Consider the following 21,065-nt stretch of genomic DNA (forward strand, 5'->3'; position numbering starts at 1 on the left):
GGCGACGACTGGCGCCGCCAGATCACCATCGTGACCACCGGCACCGACGAGGAGTTCCGGGCGCTGGCCGGCGGGAAGGAAGAGTTCGCCGCGGCCACCACCGTCGACCGCATCGTATTCGCGCCCGGCGCCGCCGCGATGGGTCCCGGCGCACTGCGAATCGTGTTGCGCCACGAGCTTTTCCACTACGCCTCCCGGCCCGTGACGGCGGCCGACGCGCCGTGGTGCCTCACCGAGGGCGTCGCCGACTACGTCAGCCGCCCGCGCACCCCGCGGCCGGCGCCGGCCGCCATGGCGGTGCTGCCCACCAACGCCGACTTCCAGGTCACCGGGCCGGCGCTGTCGCTGGCGTATGACCGCGCCTGGTGGTTCGCCCGGTTCGTGGGCGCGCAGTTCGGCGATCCAGTCCTGCGCCGGCTGTACCTGGCGGCGTGCGGCGCCGGACATCCCGACCTCGACACCGCGCTGACCGCCACCCTCGGCACGGATCGCGACGCGTTGACCGCCGCGTGGCAGCGGTGGCTCGCGGCCGGCGGCTGACGCGATAGCCTGACCGCGATGTCTCGGGTGCTGCTGTTGACCAACGATTTTCCGCCGCGCCGCGGCGGCATCCAGTCGTATCTGGAGAGTCTGGTCGGTGAGCTGCTCGTCCGCGGTTCGCACGAGCTGACGGTGTACGCCCCGAAGTGGAAGGGCGCCCCGGAATACGACAAGGCCGCCGGGGCCGCCGGGTACGAGGTGGTCCGCCACCCGACGACGTTGATGGTGCCCGAACCGACCGTCGCGCTGCGGATGCGCCGCCTCATCGCCGAGCACGACATCGACACCGTGTGGTTCGGCGCCGCCGCGCCGCTGGCGCTGCTGGCCCCGCTGGCCCGCGATGCCGGGGCGACCCGCGTGGTCGCCAGCACGCACGGGCACGAGGTGGGTTGGTCGATGCTGCCCGTCGCGCGAAACGCGTTGCGGCACATCGGAAACAACACCGACGTGGTGACCTTCGTCAGTCACTACACCCGTAACCGGTTCGCCGCGGCGTTCGGGCCGGACGCCGCGCTGGAATACCTGTCGCCCGGGGTCGACGTCGACCGCTTCGTCCCCGACGAGGTGGCCCGGGCCGAGTTGCGCGCCCGGTACGGGCTGGGGCAGCGGCCCGTGATCGTCTGCCTGTCACGACTGGTGCCACGCAAGGGACAGGACATGCTGATCCGGGCGCTGCCCGTCATCCGGCAACGGATCGACGGTGCCGCGCTGGTGATCGTCGGCAACGGGCCGTACCGCGACGATCTGCAGAAGCTGGCACGGCGCTACGACGTCACCGACCACGTGGTGTTCACCGGAGGGGTGCCCGGCGATGAGTTGCCGGCCCACCATGCCATGGCCGACGTCTTCGCCATGCCATGCCGGACCCGGGGCAACGGGCTCGATGTCGAAGGCCTGGGGATCGTCTTCCTCGAGGCCTCGGCGTGCGGCGTGCCGGTGGTCGCCGGTGACTCTGGCGGCGCACCGGAAACCGTCGTGGAAGGCAAGACCGGCCATGTGGTCGACGGTCGCGACGTCGAAGACATCGCCGCCGCCATCATCGACGTCCTGGCCAATCCCGACCTGGCTGCTGCGATGGGCGCCGCCGGCCGTCAGTTCGTCGTCGACAACTGGCAGTGGAAGCTCAAGGGCGAGCGGCTTTCGGAGCTGCTCTAGTTCCTCCGCCGAACAGACGCAAAACTGTCGTTTTCGCTTGGTAAAACGACAGTTTTACGTCTGCTCGCGAGGAATCGTCTAGCTGTAGAGCGCCGCGATCTCGGCCGCGAACTTCTCGGCGACGACCTTGCGCTTGACCTTCAGCGTCGGCGTCAGCTCGCCGGTGTCCTCGGTGAAGTCGACCGGCAGGATCCGGAACTTCCGGATGGCCTCGGCCTTGGACACCGTCTGGTTGGCGTCGTCGACGGCCTTCTGGATCTCGGCGACCAGCGCCGGGTCCGCGGCCAGGTCACCCACCGATGCGCCGGCGTCCTTGCCGTTGCGCTGCTTCCAGCCCTCGAACGCCTCGGGATCGATGGTGATGAGCGCGGCGATGAACGGCTCCTGATCACCCACGCACATGGCCTGGCTGATCAGCGGGTGCGCGCGAATGACGTCTTCCAGCGGGGCCGGGGCGACGTTCTTGCCGCCCGCGGTCACGATGATCTCCTTCTTGCGCCCGACGATCGACAGGTAGCCGTCGTCGTCGATGGCGCCGAGGTCACCGGTGTGGAACCACTCGTCGGTGAAGGCCTCGCCGGTGGCAGTGGGATTGTTCCAGTAGCCGCTGAACACCACGCCGCCGGAGAGCAGCAGTTCACCGTCCTCGGCGATGCGCATGCTGTTGCCGGGCACCAGCTTGCCCACCGTGCCGACCTTCAACTCGCCGATGCGGTTGACGGTGATGGCGGCGCTGGACTCGGTCAGGCCGTAGCCCTCGTAGATGGTGACGCCGACGCCGCGGTAGAAGTGGCCGAGGCGGGCGCCCAGCGGGGCACCGCCGGAGATGGCGCCGACGCAGTTGCCGCCGAGGGCGGCCTTGAGCTTGCCGTAGACCAGCTTGTCGAACACGGTGTGCTTCAGGTTGAGCAGCAGGCCGGCACCACCGGTGTCCTGCGCCTTGCTCCACTCGATTGCGGTGTCCGCGGCGATCTGGAAGATCTTGCCCTTGCCGTCGTTGCGGGCGTTCTGCTCGGCGGTGTTGTAGACCTTCTCGAACACGCGCGGCACCGACACCACGAGCGTCGGCTTGAACACCCCGAGGATCGGCACCAGGTTCTTGATGTCGCTGGTGAAGCCGAGGGTCACCTGGTTGCTGAAGCCGGCTACCGCGACCGCGCGGGCCAGCACGTGCGCGAGCGGCAGGAACACCAGCAGCTTCTGGCCCTTGGCCAGCAGGTCGGGGAAGCAGGCCTTGACGCCGCGCAGCTCCGACAGCAGGTTGGCGTGGGTCAGCTGGCAGCCCTTGGGGCGGCCGGTGGTGCCGGAGGTGTAGATCAGGGTGGCCGGGTCGCTCGACTTGATGCCGGCCAGGCGGGCGTCCAGCTCGGCGCGGTCGACGTCGGCGCCGGCCGCGGCCAGCTGATCGAGGGCGCCGCCGTCGATGACCAGCACCTCACCGAGCGCGGGCACCTCGGACCGGATGGACTCGATCTTGGCGGCGTGGGAGTCGGCCTCGGCGAACGCCAGGACGGCGCCGGAGTCGGCCAGCACGTGGCGGATCTGGTCGGCGGCGGAGGTCTCGTAGATGGGCACCGTCACCGCGCCGATCGACAGGATCGCGAAGTCGATGATCGGCCACTCGTAGCGGGTCGCCGACAGCAGCACCACGCGGTCGCCGGGCTTGACGCCCTTGGCGATCAGGCCGAGGGCGGTGGCCCGGACCTGGGCGGCAACGTCGGCGCTGGTGACGTCGGTCCAGGTGTCTCCGACCAGGCGCTGGATGGCTACGTGTTTGGGGTCATCGCGCTCGAGGGAGTACACCGGGGCGACGACGTTGTCGTATTCGCCGATGGTGAACGATGCGGGAACGCTGAACTCACGCACGGTGTGGCCTTTCGGGTCAGAGCAAAGCAGTACTGGCAGCAGTGCCGTGACAGCAATGCCGTGCTCAGCGTAGTCGGGTGCTTCATCACACTGTGGAGGCGTATGTGAAGCTGGTCCTGATGAACAGCATCCAGATCGCCGACGAGACCTTCGTGTGTGCCGACCCCGCCGCCGTCGGTGCCGCCGTGGCGAACCAGAGCAGCTGGCGGCGCTGGTGGCCGGACCTCAAGCTGACGGTCGTCGAAGACCGCGGTCCGGCGGGGCAGCGGTGGACCGTCACCGGTGCACTGACCGGGACCATGGAGGTCTGGCTGGAGACCGTCATGGACGGCGTCGTGCTGCATTATTTCCTGCACGCCGAGCCGACGGGCGTGTCCGGTGCCGCGCTGGCCGAGCTGAACCTGGCGGACCTCAACCACCGTCGCCGGGTGGCCGGCAAGAACATGGCTTTCGAGATCAAGACCGATCTCGAGCGGACGCGCCCGGTGGGCGTGTCCCGGTTGGCCTGAGGCCCGGTATCGCCCGGCCAGGGCCGGGCGCTGGCGGTACATTGAGAACTCGGCAGACGGGCGTCTGACGCCCGCGCCGGCATCGTCAACTCGGGAAGTGGACACGTGGCTGACAAGACTGCGCAGACCATCTACATCGACGCCGACCCGGCGACCGTGATGGACGTCATCGCCGACATCGGCTCATATCCCGACTGGGTCGCCGAGTACCCGGAGACCGAGGTCCTGGACGTCTACGCCGACGGTTACCCGAAGACCGCGCGGATGGTCCTCGACGCCACGGTGCTCAAGGACACCATGGTGTTCACGTACCAGTGGCCCGCCGACCGCAAGTCGGTGAGCTGGTCCCTGGTGTCCAGCACCCTGCTGAAGGCGCTCGAAGGCACATACCGCTTGTCGCCCAAGGGTTCTGGCACCGAGGTGACGTACGAACTGTCGGTTGATCTGATGATTCCGATGATCGGATTGCTCAAACGCAAGGCAGAGCGCCGGCTGACCGACACGGCGCTCAAGGACCTCAAGAAGCGAGTCGAGTCTGAGTGACGCGGACCCTGCTGGGCGTGCCAGGATCAGTCTGTTCGTCGGTAAGGGTGGAGTAGGCAAATCGACGGTGGCCACGGCCACCGCGGTGCGTGATGCCCGTGCCGGGCAGCGGGTCCTCATCGTGTCGACCGACCAGGCCCACTCCACCGGTGACGTGCTCGGGGCGGACGTCCCGCCGACCGGGCTGCGGACGCCCACGCAGGTCCCCGTCGACGACGGCGCCGGCGTCGTGCTCGATGCCCTGGCGCTCGACACCCTGGCGCTGCTGGAGGCGCGGTGGCGTGAGGTGGCCGCGGTGCTGGTCGCCCGGTTCCCGGACTCCGATGTGGGAGACGTTGCACCCGAGGAACTTTCGGCGCTGCCCGGGATCCAGGAGGTGCTGGGTCTGCACGAGGTCGCCGAGCTGGCGGCGTCGGGCAACTGGGACCACGTGATCGTCGACTGCGCCTCGACCGCCGATGCGATGCGGATGCTGACGCTGCCCGCCGCGTTCGCCCTGTATCTGGAGAAGGCCTGGCCGCGGCACCGGCGCCTGTCGGTCGGCCTGGCCGATGCGAAGACGGCCGCCATGGTCACCCTCGTCGAGCGCCTCGCCGCCGCCACCGAGGCGCTGGGGGAGTTGCTCGACCAGCCGGACGTCACCGCGCACCTGGTGCTCACCCCGGAACGGGTGGTGGTGGCCGAGGCGGTGCGGACGCTGGCGTCGCTCACGTTGATGGGCGTGCACGTGTCGGAGCTGATCGTGAATCAGGTTCTGGTCCAAGATGATTCGTACGAGTACGTGAACCTGCCCGCGCACCCGGCCTTCGACTGGTACGCCGAGCGCATCGCCGAGCAGCGCAGCATGCTCAGCGACCTGGATGCCGCCGTCGGCGACGTACGTCTGGTGCTGGTGCCGCACCTGGCCGGCGAGCCCATCGGGCCGAAGGCGCTGGGGGAGCTGCTGGATGCGTCACGGCTGCGGCACGGCGCCCCGCCGCCCGCGCCCCCGCGCCCCATCGTCGACCGCGAATCGGGCTCAGGATTGGATGCCGTCTACCGGCTGCGGATAGAATTGCCGCAAATCGACCCGGGGTCTCTGACGCTGGGCCGCGTCGACGACGACCTGATCATCGGCTCGGGTGGCACTAGGCGCCGGGTCCCGTTGGCATCAGTCCTGCGCCGGTGCATCGTGATCGGCGCGTCGTTGCGCGGCTGTGAACTGACCGTCCGTTTTCGCCCTGACCCGGAGGTGTGGCCCAAGTGACGCACACCAATTTCGGGGCGGACGCTCTGGGCGACCTACCAGTGGACCTGCGGCTGCTGGCCCAGGCGCTCCTCGACAAGATCGATCCCGTCGTCCGGCTGTCCGTGGCCATGCTCGCCGACGGCGAGAACCCGAGCGACTGCAACCAGGTGTGGTGCCCCGTGTGCGCACTGGTCGCCCTGGCCCACGACGAACAGCATCCGATGCTGACGGCCATCGCCGAACACAGCACGACTTTTCTCGACGCGGTGCGTGCCGCGCTCGCCGACCAGGGACCCGTCGGCCCGCACCCCGAGCCGCCGACGGACCCGTCCGGTCCCGGTGGCAAGCACCGCCAGCCCGACGATCCGGACGGCCCACCAGGGCCGGGTCGATACCAGTCCATTCCGGTATCTGTGGAGGAATGACCAGTCCGCTGCGGGCTGTGGTCGGGCCGACAGTCGGTGGGTAAAGTTGTCGGGGGCACCGTCCGGGGGCCCTCAGCGGGAGGTTCGATGTTCTTCTGGTTCTACAAGTACATCTTGATGGGCCCGTTGCTGCGCCTGCTGGGCCGTCCGAAAGTGACGGGGCTGGAATACGTTCCCGACGAGGGGCCTGTTCTGCTGGCCAGTAACCACCTGGCCGTCGTCGACAGCTTCTATCTGCCGCTGGTGCTGCGCCGCCGGATCTTCTTCCTGGCTAAGGCCGAGTACTTCACCGGTACCGGCATCAAGGGCAAGCTGATCAAGTTCTTCTACTCGTCGACCGGCCAGGTGCCGATCGACCGCACCAACGCCGATTCCGCCGCCGACGCGCTGGCCGCCGCCGCCAAGATCCTCGACCAGGGCAAGCTGCTCGGCATGTACCCCGAGGGCACGCGCTCGCCCGACGGCAAGCTCTACAAGGGCAAGACCGGCCTGGCCCGCATCGCGCTGGAGACCGGCATCCCCGTCATTCCCGTCGCCATGATCAATACCGACGTCGTGAACCCGCCGGGAAGCAAGATGTGGCACTTCGCGCGCGTCGAGGTGAAGTTCGGCAAGCCGATGGACTTCCGCCGCTTCGAGGGGCTGGCCGGTAACCGCTTCATCGAGCGCGCCGTAATCGACGAGGTCATGTACGAGCTGATGCGGCTGTCCGGCCAGGAGTACGTCGACCTGTACGCGGCCGACGTCAAAGAGGGCAAGACGCCGCCGCCCGCGATCAAAGCCGGCTGAACAGAACGCTGAAGCCGAGGATTGCCATCGTCACCAGGCGGCAGTCCTCGGCTTTCGTGATTTCCCACAGCCGGCGCGCGGCTCCGCCAACGTAACGCGGTGGCGGAAAATCGGCTCTCGGACCGCCGTGGGGTTACGGCCGCGCCGGCCGGGTCCCTGCCACGGTCAGTTCGTCGCCGAGACCGGCGCGACGTGCTCGGCCGCGTCGGCTGACGGCGTGCCGCGGCCGGTGACGGTGCCCGCCGCAGCGATGACGGCCAGCCCCCACCACACGTACGAGCTGCCGATCACCTGACGCCACAGCGTCGCGTCGACCTCGTGGTGCTCGGGCAGCAGCCGGATCGGAGTGAAGACCAGCAGGAACGCACCGAGCGCGCTCACCGCGGCCAGGGCGGCGCTGCGTTCCCGGTAGGCGACGACGGTGATGGTCACCATGGTCGGCAGGGCCCACACCCAGTGGTGCGACCACGACACCGGCGACACCACCAGGCCGAACATCGCCACGCACATCAGGGCCAGCACCGGCTGGCCCGCGCGGAGCACCCGATGGGCCGCCCACACCGTCAGAGCCAGCACCGCGAAGCACAGCAGAACCCAGAGCACGAACCGCGGCGTCGCCGACAGCCCGAACCGCGCCAGCGTGCCGGAGATGTTCTGGTTGGTGTTCAGCGTCGCGGTGCCGATGCGGTCGGTGTTGCGCACGGTCTTGGTCCAGTACTCCCACGAGTCGCCCCACGCCAGCGCGAAGGCGATCAGCGTGACCACGATCGACGACGCCACCGTGGTGAGCAGCGCGCGGAAATCGCGGCGCAGCAGGAAGTACAGCAGGAACACGGCCGGGGTCAGCTTGAGGGCGATCGCCACGCCGAGCAGGAGCCCGCGCGGCCACGGCGTGCGGCGGGGGACGCAGTCGGCGATCACCAGCGTCATGAGGACGACGTTGATCTGGCCGAAGTTGAAGTTGGACCGCACCGGTTCGAGGAACAGCACGGCCGGTCCGACGATCGCGACGGCCAGCCAGCAGCGGCGGGCCAGGGCCGAGCCGCGCAGGCGCGACTGCGGCCAGACGTCCAGCCGGGTCAGCACGATCACGATGGACACCAGCAACAACACGAACGTCGTCACGGTGATGGCCACGCTCGCCGCAGGCAGGGGGAGCCAGGCGAATGGCGCGAACATGATCGCGGCCAGCGGCGGGTACGTGAACGGCAGGTCGATGCCGGCCTCGGTACGGAAGATCGTGCTCTCGCTGTACAGCGGCGTGTTGTTCAGCCAGGCGCGGCCGCCCATCCGGTACACGTCGATGTCGATCCGGTACGGCGTATGACCCAGCAGTCGCCAGGCGCCCCATACCAACGTCAACGTGGCCAGCAACTGCAACAGCCGCCAGGCCAGCCGTTGACCGGAGGCGGGCCACGACCAAGTTCCCATACGCATCTCGCCGGACAGCCTATCGGGGGGCCCGGCGCGTCGGCGCCCTGCGGGGCAGTGACACGCATACCCGGGCGTAAGTTTTTTCACCGTGCGGTCGCCCTTGCCTACGGAGTTCGTGTCCAGTGGGCGGCTGCCGTTGTTGTGGTGCCTGATTGCGTTCATCCTGACGTTTTTCGTGACCCGGACCGTGGTGCGCTACATCCGGGCCCACGCCGACAATCCGGCGCCGCGCAAGTGGTGGCAGCCGCGCAACATCGGTCACGGCGGCCTGCACATCCATCACGCGGTGATCGGCGTGGTGCTGGTGATGGTGTCGGGCGTGACGATGGTGACGCTGGCGGTCGACGGCGGCGTCACCGAATTCACCGTGGCGGCAATCTTCTTCGGCATCGGCGCGGCCCTGGTCCTGGACGAGTTCGCGTTGATCCTGCATCTGTCGGACGTGTATTGGGCCGAGGATGGCCGTACCTCGGTCGACGCGGTGTTCGTCGCGATCGCGGTCGCCGGGCTGCTGATCCTGGGGTTCAACCCGCTGTCGTTCTTCGACATCACCGTGTGGCGTGACGATCAGGACGTGGCGGCCCGGGTCATGGTCGTGGCGCTGGCCCTCATCACGCTGGCGATGGCCGTCATCGTGCTGCTCAAGGGCAAGGTGTGGACCGGTCTGATTGGGATGTTCATCACACCGCTGCTGGTCATCGGTGCAATCCGGCTCTCGCGACCGCACGCGCCGTGGGCCCGGTGGCGGTATACGAGCCGGCCGCGCAAGATGCACAAAGCGCTGGAACGCGAGCGGTGGCTACGCCGGCCGGTGGTGCGGGCGAAGCTGTGGTTACAGGATGCGATCGCCGGTATGCCAAAGTTTCCCGACGACGCGGCCGTGGACCAACAGCTCGACCGCGAGATCCACGCGGCACCCGCGCCGCCGGACCGAACGCCGACCGAGGTTGCCTGAATGAAGTTTTTTTACGACACCGAGTTCATCGACGACGGTCGCACCATCGACCTGATCTCGATCGGTGTGGCCGCCGAGGACGGGCGCGAGTATTACGCCGTCTCCTCGGAGTTCGACCCGGACCGGGCGGGTTCCTGGGTGCGCAAGAACGTGCTGCCGAAGCTGCCGTCGCCGTCATCGAAGGTGTGGCGCTCGCGGCGGCAGATCCGGTCCGAGCTGGAGGACTTCTTCAACATCGACGGTGATGAGCCGATCGAGCTGTGGGCCTGGGTCGGGGCGTACGACCACGTGGTGCTGTGCCAGCTGTGGGGGCCGATGGCCGACCTGCCGCCGGCGATGCCGCGCTTCACCCGCGAACTGCGGCAGTTCTGGGAGGACTGCGGCAGCCCGCGGATGCCACCGCGGCCGCGCGATTCCCACGACGCGCTGGTCGACGCGCGCCACAACCTGCACCGCTACCGGCTGATCGCCGAGATGATGACGGCGCCCCGGTAACTCAGCGGGGCCGGCTCACCAGGCGCGGAACGGCACGCTGGTGACGGTGGCGTCGTTCGGGCCGAACTGGACCGTCAGCTGCAGCGTCCACAGTCCCGGCCGCGGCGCGGTGGCGTAGGTGCTGTGCCAGCGACCGTCGGGACCCGCCGTGAAACGCACCGGCAGGGAAGCGATCTCGGCACTCGAGAGGGTGCCCCGCAGCCCGGTGGCACCGGGCACCGCGACATCGATCGGGATGGCGCCGTGCCGCGTGGTGTCGAGATGCACCTGCGCCTGCCGGCCCTCATCGAGCGCCGCGGAGGCGGTGAACGCGGGGCCGTAGGTGGTGCGGGCGGGCGGCTCGCCGGTGAGCACCGTGGTCATGAGCAAGACCAGCACCGCGAGCGCGGTTTCCCACGGTACGGTCCGACGCAGCCGCTCCGGGGTGAGCCGGCGCCGCCCGAGGTAGGCCAGGGCGGCCATGAGCGTCACCAGGAAAACCTTGGCGCACAAGGCCATTCCGTAGCCGGTCGACCACAGTGACTCGATCGGCGACACCTGCCGCCAGGCCTGGTACTCGCCGGTGAGCAGGACCGCCGCGACACAGCCGAAGGCCACCCGGGACCACCGTTGCAGCTCGTCGCTGCGACGGGCAGGCAGGACCACCAGCGTCAGCACAGCCAGCCCGCCCAGCCACAGTGCCATCGCCAGCAGGTGGACGGTGGTGGCGGAAGTGGCGAGCCACGGGTCGGGGCCGGCCGAGGCGTGCCCGGACGCGGCCACACCGGCCGCGAGCGCCGTCGCGATGACGACGAACAGCGCGGTACCGGCGCGCACCGTCGCGGCGAGCAGCACGAGCAGAACCGCCTGCACGTAGAGCTGGACGTCGGGTCCGGTGGTGATGGCGTTGATGACGGTCGCGGCGGCCAGCAGCAGCCAGCCGATGCCGGCCAGCACGCGGGTGCGGCGCAACGCGAGCGCCCACCCCCACACCAGCCGGGCCGCCGCGAGCACGCCGACGCACAGCACCAGGCCGGCGTACGTGAGACTGCGGGCGATGTCCGACGCTGTCGACGACGAGGCGACCGGATGAGCCTCCGGCGGCGCGTCCGGCGCCTGCTGCACACCGAAACTCACCGACCCGGACACCTCGTGCCCGTCGGCCGACATCAGCCGCCACGTCGCGGTGTAGCTGCCGCGCGGCAGGTCCGGCGGCAGGTCCAGTTCGATGGCGGTGTTGCCCGACCGCTGCCGGACCTCCCGATCGACCCGCGTGCCGGAGCCCGAAATCACCTGGACCGCACCGGGAATCAGGCGAACCGGCTCATCGAAGCTCAAGGTGACCCGGCTCGGCGCGGCCGGCAGGGTGGCGCCGTCCACCGGATCGCTGGAGACCAGGACGGCGTGCGCGTGTGCGAGGGGAGCCGGCAGCAGGAGCGCGAGCAGAGCCGCGAGCAGCGCTGCGACCGGTCTGGGTTTTCTAGTCGTGACTCGTCTTTCGTCGGGAGGCTGCCAGGCTAGCGATCGCCACCAGCAACGCGACCACCGACACGGCCAGCGCCGTGAGGCCCGGCCACGTCGGCGCCGCGGCAGCCGGAGCCGCGGCCGCGGGCCGGTCGTGGTCGCCGCCACCGGTGGGCTTCAGGTGCAGGGCCGGCGCCGGGTGCTCGGGCTCGGGCTGGCCCGGGTTGGCCTTCTCGTTCCAGTTGACGGTCTTGCCGTCACTGTAGGTCTGGACCGCGGGCAGCGTCAGTGTGTTGACCTTGGGCAGCGGGCCGGCCGAGATGGCGAAGACGTTGAACTGGTGCGGCGGGATGGGCGCGTCCGGCGCGGTGGCCTTCCACTCGACCGACGAGACGTACTCGGTGACCTCGGCGCCGTCGTCGTCCTTCTGCGGGGCGGGCAGCTTCTTCTTGGTGATGGTGGCCGTCCAGCCGGCTTTCTGCTGCGTGCTGACCGAGATGATCGGCTGGTCGTCGGGCAGCACGACCAACAGGCCGGTGGTGGACGCCGTGTCCGACTCGGTCGGCACGCGGAAGTTCAGCACGCCCCAGCCGCCCTGGGTGGCGTCGCCGGTCACCTTGACGTGGGCGGCGGCCGGTGCGGCCAGAGCGACGGCGCAGGCCGTCGTCGCGGTGACGGCGGCGAGGGTCTGGATCAGCTTGGGCATGTTGTCCTTTCGAGAGGGGTCAGACGGCCATGACAGCGAAGGCGACGCTCATGCCGAGCGCCATGAGCAGGTCGGCGTACGGGCGCTTCGGCCCGCGCACCAGCAGGTAGAACCACCACAGCGCGGCGGCGCAGAATCCGATCGCGAGCACGATGCAGACCACGGTGAACCAGCCTGGGGGAGTCACGGCGATGGCGCCGTGACCGAGGTGGGCGCTGTGGTGACCGGAGGTTTGAGCTGTCGCCACGGGGACGCCGGCGTTCGGCGCCATCAGCAGGCCCATCAGTGCCATCGCGGCCATCATGGTGCAGTGGTAGACGGGGTGCGGTAGCTCGAAGCCGAACAAGGCGAGGTAGGCGAAGTACAGCGCGCCGGCGGTGAACACCAGCACGTACAGCAGTGGCGACACCTGCATACCGGCCGGCCACAGCATCGCGATCATGCCCACCGAAGCCAGCGCATGCAGCACCGCGACGCCGCGTTGTCCGGGTACGCGCCGCCCGGCGCCCGCGAACAGCAGCGCGGCCACCGCGAACACGGCAGTCAGCGCCCAGCGCAGGGCGGAATCGGCGATCACGCTGTCATTAGTCGTACGGAAAGGGGATTCAGTTCCCGGCGGGCTTGAACCGCATGTCGGGCTGGGACCGCTCCAACGGTGTCAGCACCACGCCCAGCCAGCAGACGGCCAGCACCGCGGCAGCGACGAAACCGGCCAGCGGCCACCACACCGCGACCCTCGCGGGTGACGTCTGGCACCACCAGACCGCGCCGAACCCGGCGGCCGTGGCCACGCCCGACAGGTACAGCGCCGCGCAACACACGCGAAACCGCTTGCGCCACAGCGCTGTTGCCGATGCAATCGCGGCCAGGGTGAACAGGATGGCGACGACCTTCAGTACCCACCGATGCGATTCCGACCAGCTGACCCCGGCCGACACCGCCAGCACGACGACCGCGACGGCGGTGGGGTAGCGGCGGGCAGGACCGATCCAGACCTCGTCGAACACCCGGCGCCCGATGGCGCTCAGGGTGTGCTCGAGGTCGATCGCGTGGCGGGTGGACAAGCCGAACTCCGTTCAGTCTGTAGACCAGTTTCGCAGAGTTGGTCGGACAAGTGGCGGCCCGGGTTCCGCGGTCAGCCCGCGCTCTGGTCCTGGTTCCCCGCCCGCAGCAGGTCGTCGCGGGCCCGGGCGACCCGGGAGCGGATGGTGCCGACGGGGCAGCCGCAGATTTCGGCGGCCTCGGCGTACGACAGGCCCAGCACCTGGGTCAGCAGCAGCGCTTCCCGGCGGTCGGCGTCGACACCGTCGAGCAGCATGCGGATTTCGACGATGTCCTCGAACCGGGCGGTCGGCTGGTGCATGTCGATGACGGTCTCGGGCTCGATGGCGGCGCTGCTGCGCGGCCGGCACTGCTTGCGCCGGATGTGGTCGACGACGACGCGGCGGGCGATCGACAACAGCCAGGTGCGGGCCGTCGACCGGCCGCGGAACCGGGGCAGTGAGCCGAGGGCGCGCAGGTAGGTCTCCTGCGTCAGGTCGTCGGCGCTGCCGGGCTCGTCGAGATAGGCGACGGTGCGCCAGACATCGCGCTGGGTAGCCTTGATGAACTGCTCCAATGCGGCGCGATCGCCCCGGCCGGCCGCCAGTGCCAGGCGGGTCACCTCGTCGTCGTCGCCGCGGCTGTTCACGGCCCGACCATATGTGACGAGTGCCGGGAACTCACAGCCGGGCACGTCCGACCAATGTTTTTGGGTACCTCGGCTCCGCCGGGGACAATAGGAGGATGATGACGGCCAGCACAGTGGTTGGCAGCGCGGTCGACGCTGCCGCAACCACCGACGACAGTGCGGCCGCGCGCCGGGTGCAGCTCGATGTGACCGGTATGACGTGTGGCGCCTGCTCCGCGCGGGTCGAGCGGACGCTCAACAAGATGCCGGGTGTCCGCGCCTCGGTGAACTTCGGCACCCGCGTCGCCACGGTCGACGCCCTTCCCGAGGTTGCCGATTCCGATCTGTGCGACGCGATCCGCAAAGCCGGCTACGAAGCCGAGCCCCGCTCCGGGGTGATCGCCGGCGACCGCGACGACGAGGACCTCTCGCACGCCAACTATCTGCTGCGCCGCCTGCTGGTGGCCGCGGTGCTGTTCGTCCCGCTCGCCGATCTGTCGGTGATGTTCGCCGTCGTCCCCAGCACCCGTTTCACCGGCTGGCAGTGGGTGCTCACCGCGCTGGCGCTGCCGGTCGTCACGTGGGCCGCCTGGCCGTTCCACCGCGTCGCGCTGCGCAATGCCCGCAATCGCGCGGTCTCCATGGAGACCCTGATCTCGGTCGGCGTGTCCGCGGCCACGGTCTGGTCGCTCTACACGGTTTTCTTCGGACACCACGCCACCGAGGCCACCGGCATCTGGCAGGCCCTGGTCGGCAGTGACGCGATCTACTTCGAGGTCGCGGCCGGCGTCACGGTGTTCGTGCTGGCGGGCCGCTATTTCGAGGCCCGCGCCAAGTCCAAGGCGGGCAGTGCGCTGCGGGCGCTCGCGGCGCTGAGCGCGAAGAACGTCACGATCCTGCTCGCCGACGGCACCGAGATGGTGATCCCCGCCGAGGAGCTCGCCGAACAGCAGAAGTTCGTGGTGCGGCCCGGTCAGACGATCGCGGCCGACGGACTCGTGGTCGAGGGCTCGGCCGCCGTCGACACCAGCGTGATGACGGGCGAGGCCAAGCCGGTCCGGGCGACGCCCGGCAGCAGCGTCATCGGCGGCACGATCGTCCTCGACGGACGCCTGATCGTGGAGGCCGCGGCCGTCGGCGCCGACACCCAGTTCGCCGGCATGGTGCGGCTCGTCGAGGAAGCGCAGGCGCAGAAGGCCGAGTCGCAGCGCCTGGCCGACCGCATCGCCTCGGTGTTCGTACCGTGCGTCTTCGCCATCGCCGCACTGACCGCGCTGGGCTGGACCCTGGCAGGCGCCGGTCCCGACAAGGTTTTCGCCTCCGCGTTGGCGGTCCTGGTGATCGCGTGCCCGTGTGCGCTGGGTCTGGCCACGCCGACGGCGATGATGGTGGCGTCCGGACGCGGCGCGCAACTCGGCATCTTCCTCAAGGGACACCGGTCGCTCGAGGCGATCCGGGCCGTCGACACCGTCGTCTTCGACAAGACGGGCACCCTGACCACCGGGCACCTGGCCGTCACCGCGGTCACTGCTGCCGACGGTTGGGAGTCCGACGACGTGCTGGCCCTCGCCGCGGCGGTGGAGTCGGCTTCCGAGCACGCGGTCGCGGTGGCCATCACCACGTCGGCGCCCGAGCATGCGGAAGTCGTTGATTTCCAGGCTGTTCCCGGCCGCGGCGTCGTCGGCACCGTGGGGGAGCGCGAGGTGCGCATCGGCAAGCCGTCGTGGGCGGCCGGCCGTGCGGCGGTGCCCGCGGCCCTCGCCGAAGCGCGGCGCGGCGCCGAATCCCGCGGCGAGACAGTGGTTTTCGTGGCCGTCGACGACGAGCTGTGCGGTGCCATCGCGGTCGCCGACGCGGTGCGCGAATCGGCGGCGGGCGCCATCGCGGCGCTGCACGAGCGTGGGCTGAAGACCATCTTGCTGACCGGCGACAACCCGGCGGCCGCTGCCGCGGTGGGTGCCGCCGTGGGGATCGACGACGTCATCGCCGATGTGCTGCCGGACGGCAAGGTCGACGTCATCCAGCAGCTGCGCGACCGCGGCCGCATGGTCGCGATGGTCGGTGACGGCATCAACGACGGCCCGGCGCTGGCCTGTGCGGATCTGGGTCTGGCCATCGGCCGTGGCACGGACGTCGCGATCGGCGCCGCCGACATCATCCTGGTCCGCGACAGCCTGGATTCGGTGCCGCAGGCCCTCGACCTGGCCAAGGCGACCATGCGCACCATCCAGATGAACCTGGTGTGGGCCTTCGGCTACAACATCGCCGCCATCCCGGTGGCGGCGGCCGGGCTGCTCAACCCGCTTATCGCGGGCGCGGCGATGGCCTTCTCGTCGTTCTTCGTGGTGTCGAACAGCCTGCGGCTGCGCAACTTCAAGTGATTTGTGCACGATTTTCCGCGCGTGACGCGGAAAATCGTGCACAAATCACTGGTTGACGTCGGGACTGGGGTTACTGCTGGCCGCGCTGGCGGGCCAGCTCACGCAGCATGGCGTTGTAGGCATCCAGGTCGTCGTCGCCGTCGCCGTAGTCAGCGTCGGCGTGCCGATCCGCGCGGGAGGCCGCGCGGCGATCCTGCCGCGCCCACTGCGCCACCAGGGCGATGACCACCAGGATCACCGGCAGTTCGCTCGAACCCCACGCGATGGCGCCGCCGAGGTGCTGGTCGGCGCCGATGCTGGACAGCCACGGCAGGCCGACGAACTTGTAGAACGGCCCGCCGATGGTGTCGGTCATGGTCATGGTCGCGATACCGAAGAACGCGTGAAAAGGCATGACCGCGAACAACAATCCGAGCCGGCCCAGGAACGGCAGGCGCTTCGGGCCTGGGTCGATGCCGATGATGCCCCAGTAGAAGAGGTAGCCGACCAACAGGAAGTGCACGCTCATCAACTCGTGGCCCCAGTGGTAGCGGACGAGCGTGTTGAAGATCGGGGTGAAGTACACCGCGTACAGCGACGCGACGAACAGCACGAACGCCACGATCGGATTCGACAGGGCGGCCGTCACTTTCGAGTGCACCAGCCACAGGATCCATTCGCGGGGCCCGGGCGGGGCGCCCTCGCCGGCCGGGGGCAGGGCGCGCAGCGCCAGGGTCACGGGGCCGCCCAGCACCAGCAGCACCGGGACGAACATGTTGAGCGTCATGTGCTCGCCCATGTGCACGCTGAACATCGCCGAGCCGTAGGCCCGCACGCCCGAGCTGCTGGTGAAAAGCAGTGCCGCACAGCCGATCAGCCACGCGAGCAACCGGCCCACGGGCCACTCGTCGCCGCGGCGACGCAGCTTCAGGTAGGCGTAGACATACAGTCCGGCGAGCGCGATCGCGCCGATGCCGATGAACGTGTCGAACCGCCAGACCGTCAGCAGCCGAACCACATTCGGCGGGTCGGGCAGCTCGTAGCCGAGGAAGACGTCCCACGTCGTGTACTGGTGGTGCAACAGGCGCGGTGCGGTCTGTACCGCCATGGCGGACACCGCGGCGAGCGCGGTGATCGCGGGCAGGCAGGTGGCCAGCCGGGACGGCTTGGCGCGGCGCAGTGCCGCGGCATCGGTGATCCACGACGCGGCCAGCGCGATCGCGGCGACGATGGCCCACCGCCCGTAGGCGCTGCCGGTCAGCCCAGTGGGGCCGAGTTGTTCGGCGAGCAGCAGCACGCCGTAGATCAGGGCCGCAGTGCCGCAGGCCACCTGGATGATGAGCACCCGCCGGTAGAGGTCGGCGGCCGGCGGGCTGATGACGGCGGCGATCTTGGTGCCGGCCAGCACCGCCAGCGCCACTGCGAACACGATGACCGCACTGGTCGTGTAGTCGTGGTCAGGCCCTTCGCTGGCGTTGCCGGTCACCGGCAGCGCCAGGACGCCGATCACGCTCGGCAGCAACAGCACGACCATGGCGATCCACCGCACGCTGAACCGCAGCGTCAGCGCCACGACCGCGGCGCACAGGGTGGCGACGATCCAGCCGCGGGCCATCTCGGACGCGCCGATGGCCTCACCGAGCCGGCCGCTCTCCACCAGTCGCAGTGCCGGGGCACCGGCATCGGTCGCCGCCTGCACCACGACCATGAACGCCGAAGCCGCCAGCCAGACCAGTGAAACCCGTTCCAGCACAAGGTGAATACGGAACGACAGCGGGTCGATGACGCCCTTGGAGTCGGGTCGCGCGGTGGTGACGACGTACAGCAGGCCACCGAGGCAGATCGCGGCGGCGATGGTGGCCGTGAAGTAGCCGACCGGTTCGGCCACAGAGGTGAACGTGCCGGGGTAGCTGTCGCCCGTGGCGACGAAGCGCTGGTCGCCCGAGATGAGCGCGTAGGTGACCAAGGCGGCGACCGCGGCCAGATAACCCAACAGTGGCAGCGTGATCCTGCCGGCCCGGTCCGAGCCCATCGAAATACCGGCCTTCCACCTGAAGAACTGATCACGCCCAGTCTACGACCAGGTGTCGTAGAAATTTTCCGGGCGCAGGAACTCCTGGCGCCGCGGGCCGACCAATACAAGTTGTGAGCCACACCCAACTGCCCGAATCGGACGTCGCCGTCGCGTCCGATCCGTCGGCGTGGAAGCGCTTCCGCCCGGCATTGCTGCGGCTGCACTTCTACGCCGGCCTGTTCGTCGCGCCGTTCATCCTGATCGCCGCCGTCACCGGGCTGCTGTACGCGGTGATCCCGCAGATCGACAGCGCGGTGTACCGGCACGAACTCACCGTCGACCACGTCGGCGACCGGGAGCTGCCGCTGGCTGCCCAGCTGTCGGCCGTCCGTGCCGCGCACCCGGAGGGCACCGTCACCAGCATCCGGCCGCCGGCCGCGCCGGACGAGACGACGCAGGTGACGCTCGCGGTGGACGACGTCCCCGCCGACTACGCGCGCACGGTGTTCGTCGACCCGTATACGGGCGCGGTCCGCGGCGCCCTGACCACCTACGGCCAGTGGCTGCCGGTGCGGGCCTGGTTCGACGAACTGCACCGCAACCTGCACCTCGGGGCCTTCGGCCGGAACTACAGCGAGCTGGCGGCCAGCTGGTCGTGGGTGATCGCCGGCGTGGGCCTGCTGCTGTGGATCGGGCACACGAGGGGCGAGCCGCGCCGGCTCGTCGTCCCCGATGTGCGGGCGACCGGGCGGCGCCGGCTGCTGTCGTGGCACGGCACCCTCGGGGTCTGGATTCTCGCGGCGGTGGCGCTGCTGGCGGTCTCGGGCATGACGTGGTCGCGGTTCGCGGGGGAGAACGTCGCCCAGTTGCGGACGCAGCTCAGCTGGACCAGCCCGTCCGTTGACACCGCACTGCCGGGGCAGGCCGCCGGCGCGACGCTCGACGAGGCCACCGCGCTGCGCGGCGCCGACACGGCGCTTCAGGTCGCCCACGATGCCCACCTGCGGACACCGATGTGGATGTATCCGCCGACGACGGCCGGCCAGGGCTGGCAGGTCGCCGAACGCAAGCGCGACTGGCCGACGCAGTACGACGCGATCGTCGTCGATCCCGCCACGAGCACGGTGACGGCGCGGCTGGACTTCGCCGAGTGGCCGTTGATGGCCAAGATGACCGACTGGGTGATCGACCTGCACATGGGCGTCCTGTTCGGCCTCGTCAACCAGCTGGTGCTGATCGCGGTCGCCCTCGCGATGATCGTCGCGATCGTGCTGGGGTACCGGATGTGGTGGCGACGGCGGCCGACCCGCGGCGCCGGTTTCACCCTGCCGACCGGGCAGCGGCGCGGTGCGCTGTCGGCGCTGCGGCCCTACGAGGCGGCGCTGCTGGTGCTGGTTCTCGGCGGCGTCGGGTGCTTCGCCCCGTTGTTCGGCCTCACGCTGGCCCTGTTCGTCGCGGTCGACGTGGCGCTGGGCTGGCGCCGGCGGCGGCAGGTGATGCGGTGATCGCCGACATCTGGCTCCGGTTGCTCGTCACCGGGCTGTTCCTGCTGAGCGCGGCGCAGTGCGTGTACGCGCTGGTCACGGCCCGTGAGAACCGGACGTGGGCCGACCAGACCAGCCGCGCGCTGCACCTGGTGATGGCCGTGGCGATGCTCGTCATGGCGTGGCCGGCCGGGATGGGCGTGCCCAACCGGCCGCCGCTGGTGTTCTTCCTGCTGGCGGCCGGCTGGTTCGCCGTCCTCCTGGTGGTGCGCTCCGGCCATCGGGTGGCCGACGGCTATCACGCCGTGATGATGCTGGCGATGGGGTGGATGTACGCCGTGATGGACGGGCAAGTGCTGCCCGGGCAGTGCGCCGGAACCGCTGCCGAGGCGTCGCAGCCGGCGTCCTCGATGCCGTCCATGCCGGGCATGGACATGTCCGGGACGACGGCGCATGCGGGACCGATGGGTGGTTGCGGGCACCCGTCGGCGTGGGTCGACGCCGTGAACTGGGCGGTCACAGCGTTGTTCGGGATCGCCGCGTTGTGGTGGGCCATCCGCTACTTCACGCTGCGGCAGGAGCGCCCCGAGGCCCCGGCCCGCCTGTGGTTCGCCGTGGCGTGTCAGGCCATGGCGGCGGCCGGCATGGCGATCATGTTCGGCGTGATGGTCTAGGCCGCGTTGCCGTCGGTCGGCCACAAGTGGCCCCGGCGGCGGCCGCGGGAGGCGTTGTCCGGCAGCGTGATGTCGTCGAGTGTGGGTGCCGCGTCGCGGTCCGGCCGCGGGGGCTCGCCGGCATGGCGGCGCCACACCAGCACGGTCAGCACCACGCCGGCCAGCGCCGGCAGATGACTCAACATGCGGACCGCACCGACCGCGCCGGTCAGCCCGTCGACGACGACGTAGCCGGTGAGTACGAGGGTGAAGACCCCGCCGACGATTGCCAGGCCCATCGCCGCGGCAGGCCGGGCGGCGGCGACCAGCATGCCGACGCCGAGGGCGACGGACCAGGCCGTCGACTCGTTGACCACGTGTCCGCCCATGGTGTGCCCGACGTGCACGCCGATGCTGACGCCGGCCGCCTGCAGCACGGCCAGGACGATCTGGATGGTGCCCACCACCGCGAGGCCGATGCGCAGCCAGTCGAGGCCGGTGCGGGTCTCGGGAAGGGCGGGTGGCGAGACCGTGTCCGCCACCGTGGTGATCCGGGTGCGGTCGGCGGCGATCAGTCCGCGCAGCAGCTGCATCTGGCTGTCCAGCTCGTCGTGCCACTGCCGGCACTCGGGGCAGGACGCCAGGTGCTCGTCGACGCGGCGCGCGGGGACGGGTTCGTGCTCGCCGTCCATGCGCGCGGACAGCGCCTCCCGGGCAATCTCGCACTCCACATCGTCAATAGTCGCGCACCGGGCCAGGTTTTCTCCCGGTGGTCCCGAATCCGTCGATCGGTGCCG

The 21,065-nt window shown here is 69.8% G+C and carries 21 protein-coding genes; 12 read left to right on the top strand and 9 right to left on the bottom strand.

Going from position 1 to position 21,065, the window contains the following annotated elements; all coding sequences use genetic code 11:
• Window positions 1-30 precede the first annotated feature (30 nt).
• Together H289_RS33810 and H289_RS0124990 are read left to right on the top strand one after the other, a co-directional pair.
• Window positions 31-540, top strand: a complete 510-nt coding sequence (locus tag H289_RS33810; protein WP_020103583.1) for a hypothetical protein — start codon at window positions 31-33, stop codon at window positions 538-540.
• An 18-nt stretch (window positions 541-558) separates the two neighbouring features.
• Window positions 559-1,695: a glycosyltransferase family 4 protein gene (locus tag H289_RS0124990; RefSeq protein ID WP_029105710.1), complete on the top strand. Its 1,137-nt coding sequence runs from the start codon at window positions 559-561 to the stop codon at window positions 1,693-1,695.
• A gap of 78 nt (window positions 1,696-1,773) precedes the next feature.
• Here the strand turns inward: H289_RS0124990 and H289_RS0124995 are convergent, their stop codons facing one another.
• Window positions 1,774-3,561: an AMP-dependent synthetase/ligase gene (locus H289_RS0124995; RefSeq protein ID WP_020103585.1), complete on the bottom strand. Its 1,788-nt coding sequence runs from the start codon at window positions 3,559-3,561 to the stop codon at window positions 1,774-1,776.
• A 119-nt stretch (window positions 3,562-3,680) separates the two neighbouring features.
• Here H289_RS0124995 and H289_RS0125000 point away from each other — a divergent pair, with 119 nt between their 5' ends.
• The 5 genes from H289_RS0125000 (at window position 3,681) to H289_RS0125020 (ending at window position 7,055) form a co-directional block, all read left to right on the top strand.
• Window positions 3,681-4,070 carry a hypothetical protein gene (locus H289_RS0125000; RefSeq protein ID WP_029105711.1) on the top strand — a complete coding sequence of 130 codons (390 nt, stop codon included), beginning with the start codon at window positions 3,681-3,683 and terminating at the stop codon, window positions 4,068-4,070.
• Window positions 4,071-4,175: 105 nt separating this feature from the next.
• Window positions 4,176-4,613 (top strand): SRPBCC family protein, encoded by a 438-nt coding sequence (locus tag H289_RS0125005; RefSeq protein WP_020103587.1) that lies wholly within the window; start codon window positions 4,176-4,178, stop codon window positions 4,611-4,613.
• Window positions 4,606-5,859 (top strand): ArsA family ATPase, encoded by a 1,254-nt coding sequence (locus H289_RS0125010; RefSeq protein ID WP_029105712.1) that lies wholly within the window; start codon window positions 4,606-4,608, stop codon window positions 5,857-5,859. Before H289_RS0125005 ends, H289_RS0125010 begins: the two co-directional genes overlap by 8 nt.
• The gene (locus tag H289_RS0125015) at window positions 5,856-6,266 is read left to right on the top strand and encodes a hypothetical protein (RefSeq protein WP_020103589.1); all 411 of its coding nucleotides are present in this window, start codon (window positions 5,856-5,858) and stop codon (window positions 6,264-6,266) included. The genes H289_RS0125010 and H289_RS0125015 overlap by 4 nt, the downstream gene beginning before the upstream one ends.
• 87 nt (window positions 6,267-6,353) lie before the next feature.
• On the top strand, window positions 6,354-7,055 hold the full coding sequence (locus H289_RS0125020) for a lysophospholipid acyltransferase family protein (protein ID WP_020103590.1): 702 nt from the start codon (window positions 6,354-6,356) through the stop codon (window positions 7,053-7,055).
• 165 nt (window positions 7,056-7,220) lie between these two features.
• Here H289_RS0125020 and H289_RS0125025 read toward each other — a convergent pair whose 3' ends face one another.
• Window positions 7,221-8,486 carry a glycosyltransferase 87 family protein gene (locus H289_RS0125025; RefSeq protein WP_020103591.1) on the bottom strand — a complete coding sequence of 422 codons (1,266 nt, stop codon included), beginning with the start codon at window positions 8,484-8,486 and terminating at the stop codon, window positions 7,221-7,223.
• A 118-nt stretch (window positions 8,487-8,604) separates the two neighbouring features.
• Between H289_RS0125025 and H289_RS0125030 the strand changes: the two genes are divergently transcribed.
• Window positions 8,605-9,444: a hypothetical protein gene (locus H289_RS0125030; RefSeq protein ID WP_020103592.1), complete on the top strand. Its 840-nt coding sequence runs from the start codon at window positions 8,605-8,607 to the stop codon at window positions 9,442-9,444.
• Window positions 9,445-9,939 carry a polyadenylate-specific 3'-exoribonuclease AS gene (locus tag H289_RS0125035; RefSeq protein ID WP_020103593.1) on the top strand — a complete coding sequence of 165 codons (495 nt, stop codon included), beginning with the start codon at window positions 9,445-9,447 and terminating at the stop codon, window positions 9,937-9,939. It abuts the gene before it with no gap.
• 15 nt (window positions 9,940-9,954) lie between these two features.
• On the opposite strand, the gene H289_RS0125040 is transcribed toward H289_RS0125035, so the two are convergent.
• From H289_RS0125040 to sigC, 5 genes are all read right to left on the bottom strand, one after another.
• Window positions 9,955-11,376, bottom strand: a complete 1,422-nt coding sequence (locus tag H289_RS0125040) for a copper resistance CopC/CopD family protein (RefSeq protein WP_029105715.1) — start codon at window positions 11,374-11,376, stop codon at window positions 9,955-9,957.
• 22 nt (window positions 11,377-11,398) lie between these two features.
• Complete coding sequence (locus tag H289_RS0125045; RefSeq protein ID WP_020103595.1) at window positions 11,399-12,088, bottom strand: YcnI family protein; 690 nt, start codon at window positions 12,086-12,088, stop codon at window positions 11,399-11,401.
• 19 nt (window positions 12,089-12,107) lie between these two features.
• The gene (locus H289_RS32055; RefSeq protein ID WP_020103596.1) at window positions 12,108-12,665 is read right to left on the bottom strand and encodes a DUF5134 domain-containing protein; all 558 of its coding nucleotides are present in this window, start codon (window positions 12,663-12,665) and stop codon (window positions 12,108-12,110) included.
• Between the two features lie 28 nt (window positions 12,666-12,693).
• A complete protein-coding gene (locus H289_RS0125055; RefSeq protein WP_020103597.1) occupies window positions 12,694-13,152 on the bottom strand; it encodes a hypothetical protein in 459 nt (152 codons plus the stop codon).
• 71 nt (window positions 13,153-13,223) lie between these two features.
• Window positions 13,224-13,778 (bottom strand): RNA polymerase sigma factor SigC, encoded by a 555-nt coding sequence (gene sigC, locus H289_RS0125060; RefSeq protein WP_029105716.1) that lies wholly within the window; start codon window positions 13,776-13,778, stop codon window positions 13,224-13,226.
• A 95-nt stretch (window positions 13,779-13,873) separates the two neighbouring features.
• On the opposite strand from sigC, the gene H289_RS0125065 reads away from it, so the two are divergent.
• The gene (locus H289_RS0125065; protein WP_020103599.1) at window positions 13,874-16,138 is read left to right on the top strand and encodes a heavy metal translocating P-type ATPase; all 2,265 of its coding nucleotides are present in this window, start codon (window positions 13,874-13,876) and stop codon (window positions 16,136-16,138) included.
• Window positions 16,139-16,208: 70 nt separating this feature from the next.
• Here the strand turns inward: H289_RS0125065 and H289_RS0125070 are convergent, their stop codons facing one another.
• Window positions 16,209-18,149 carry a cytochrome c oxidase assembly protein gene (locus H289_RS0125070; RefSeq protein ID WP_020103600.1) on the bottom strand — a complete coding sequence of 647 codons (1,941 nt, stop codon included), beginning with the start codon at window positions 18,147-18,149 and terminating at the stop codon, window positions 16,209-16,211.
• A 113-nt stretch (window positions 18,150-18,262) separates the two neighbouring features.
• On the opposite strand from H289_RS0125070, the gene H289_RS0125075 reads away from it, so the two are divergent.
• Both H289_RS0125075 and H289_RS0125080 read left to right on the top strand, forming a co-directional pair.
• Complete coding sequence (locus H289_RS0125075; RefSeq protein ID WP_020103601.1) at window positions 18,263-19,636, top strand: PepSY-associated TM helix domain-containing protein; 1,374 nt, start codon at window positions 18,263-18,265, stop codon at window positions 19,634-19,636.
• On the top strand, window positions 19,633-20,289 hold the full coding sequence (locus tag H289_RS0125080; RefSeq protein WP_020103602.1) for a DUF5134 domain-containing protein: 657 nt from the start codon (window positions 19,633-19,635) through the stop codon (window positions 20,287-20,289). The genes H289_RS0125075 and H289_RS0125080 overlap by 4 nt, the downstream gene beginning before the upstream one ends.
• Here the strand turns inward: H289_RS0125080 and H289_RS31335 are convergent.
• Window positions 20,286-20,999, bottom strand: coding sequence for a zf-HC2 domain-containing protein (locus H289_RS31335; RefSeq protein ID WP_020103603.1), 714 nt, complete (start codon window positions 20,997-20,999; stop codon window positions 20,286-20,288). The genes H289_RS0125080 and H289_RS31335 overlap by 4 nt on opposite strands.
• Between the last annotated feature and the right edge of the window lie 66 nt (window positions 21,000-21,065).

The organism is Mycobacterium sp. 360MFTsu5.1 (genome assembly GCF_000383495.1).
Lineage (GTDB): Bacteria > Actinomycetota > Actinomycetes > Mycobacteriales > Mycobacteriaceae > Mycobacterium > Mycobacterium mucogenicum_B.

Bases quoted from the DNA above. Each gene is read 5' to 3' on its own strand.
- H289_RS0125070 (WP_020103600.1), bottom strand. From the start codon at position 18,149: ATGGGCTCGGACCGGGCCGGCAGGATCACGCTGCCACTGTTGGGTTAT.
- H289_RS0125025 (WP_020103591.1), bottom strand. From the start codon at position 8,486: ATGGGAACTTGGTCGTGGCCCGCCTCCGGTCAACGGCTGGCCTGGCGG.
- H289_RS0125035 (WP_020103593.1), top strand. From the start codon at position 9,445: ATGAAGTTTTTTTACGACACCGAGTTCATCGACGACGGTCGCACCATC.
- H289_RS0125045 (WP_020103595.1), bottom strand. From the start codon at position 12,088: ATGCCCAAGCTGATCCAGACCCTCGCCGCCGTCACCGCGACGACGGCC.
- H289_RS0125065 (WP_020103599.1), top strand. From the start codon at position 13,874: ATGATGACGGCCAGCACAGTGGTTGGCAGCGCGGTCGACGCTGCCGCA.
- H289_RS0124990 (WP_029105710.1), top strand. From the start codon at position 559: ATGTCTCGGGTGCTGCTGTTGACCAACGATTTTCCGCCGCGCCGCGGC.
- H289_RS0125000 (WP_029105711.1), top strand. From the start codon at position 3,681: ATGAACAGCATCCAGATCGCCGACGAGACCTTCGTGTGTGCCGACCCC.
- H289_RS0125020 (WP_020103590.1), top strand. From the start codon at position 6,354: ATGTTCTTCTGGTTCTACAAGTACATCTTGATGGGCCCGTTGCTGCGC.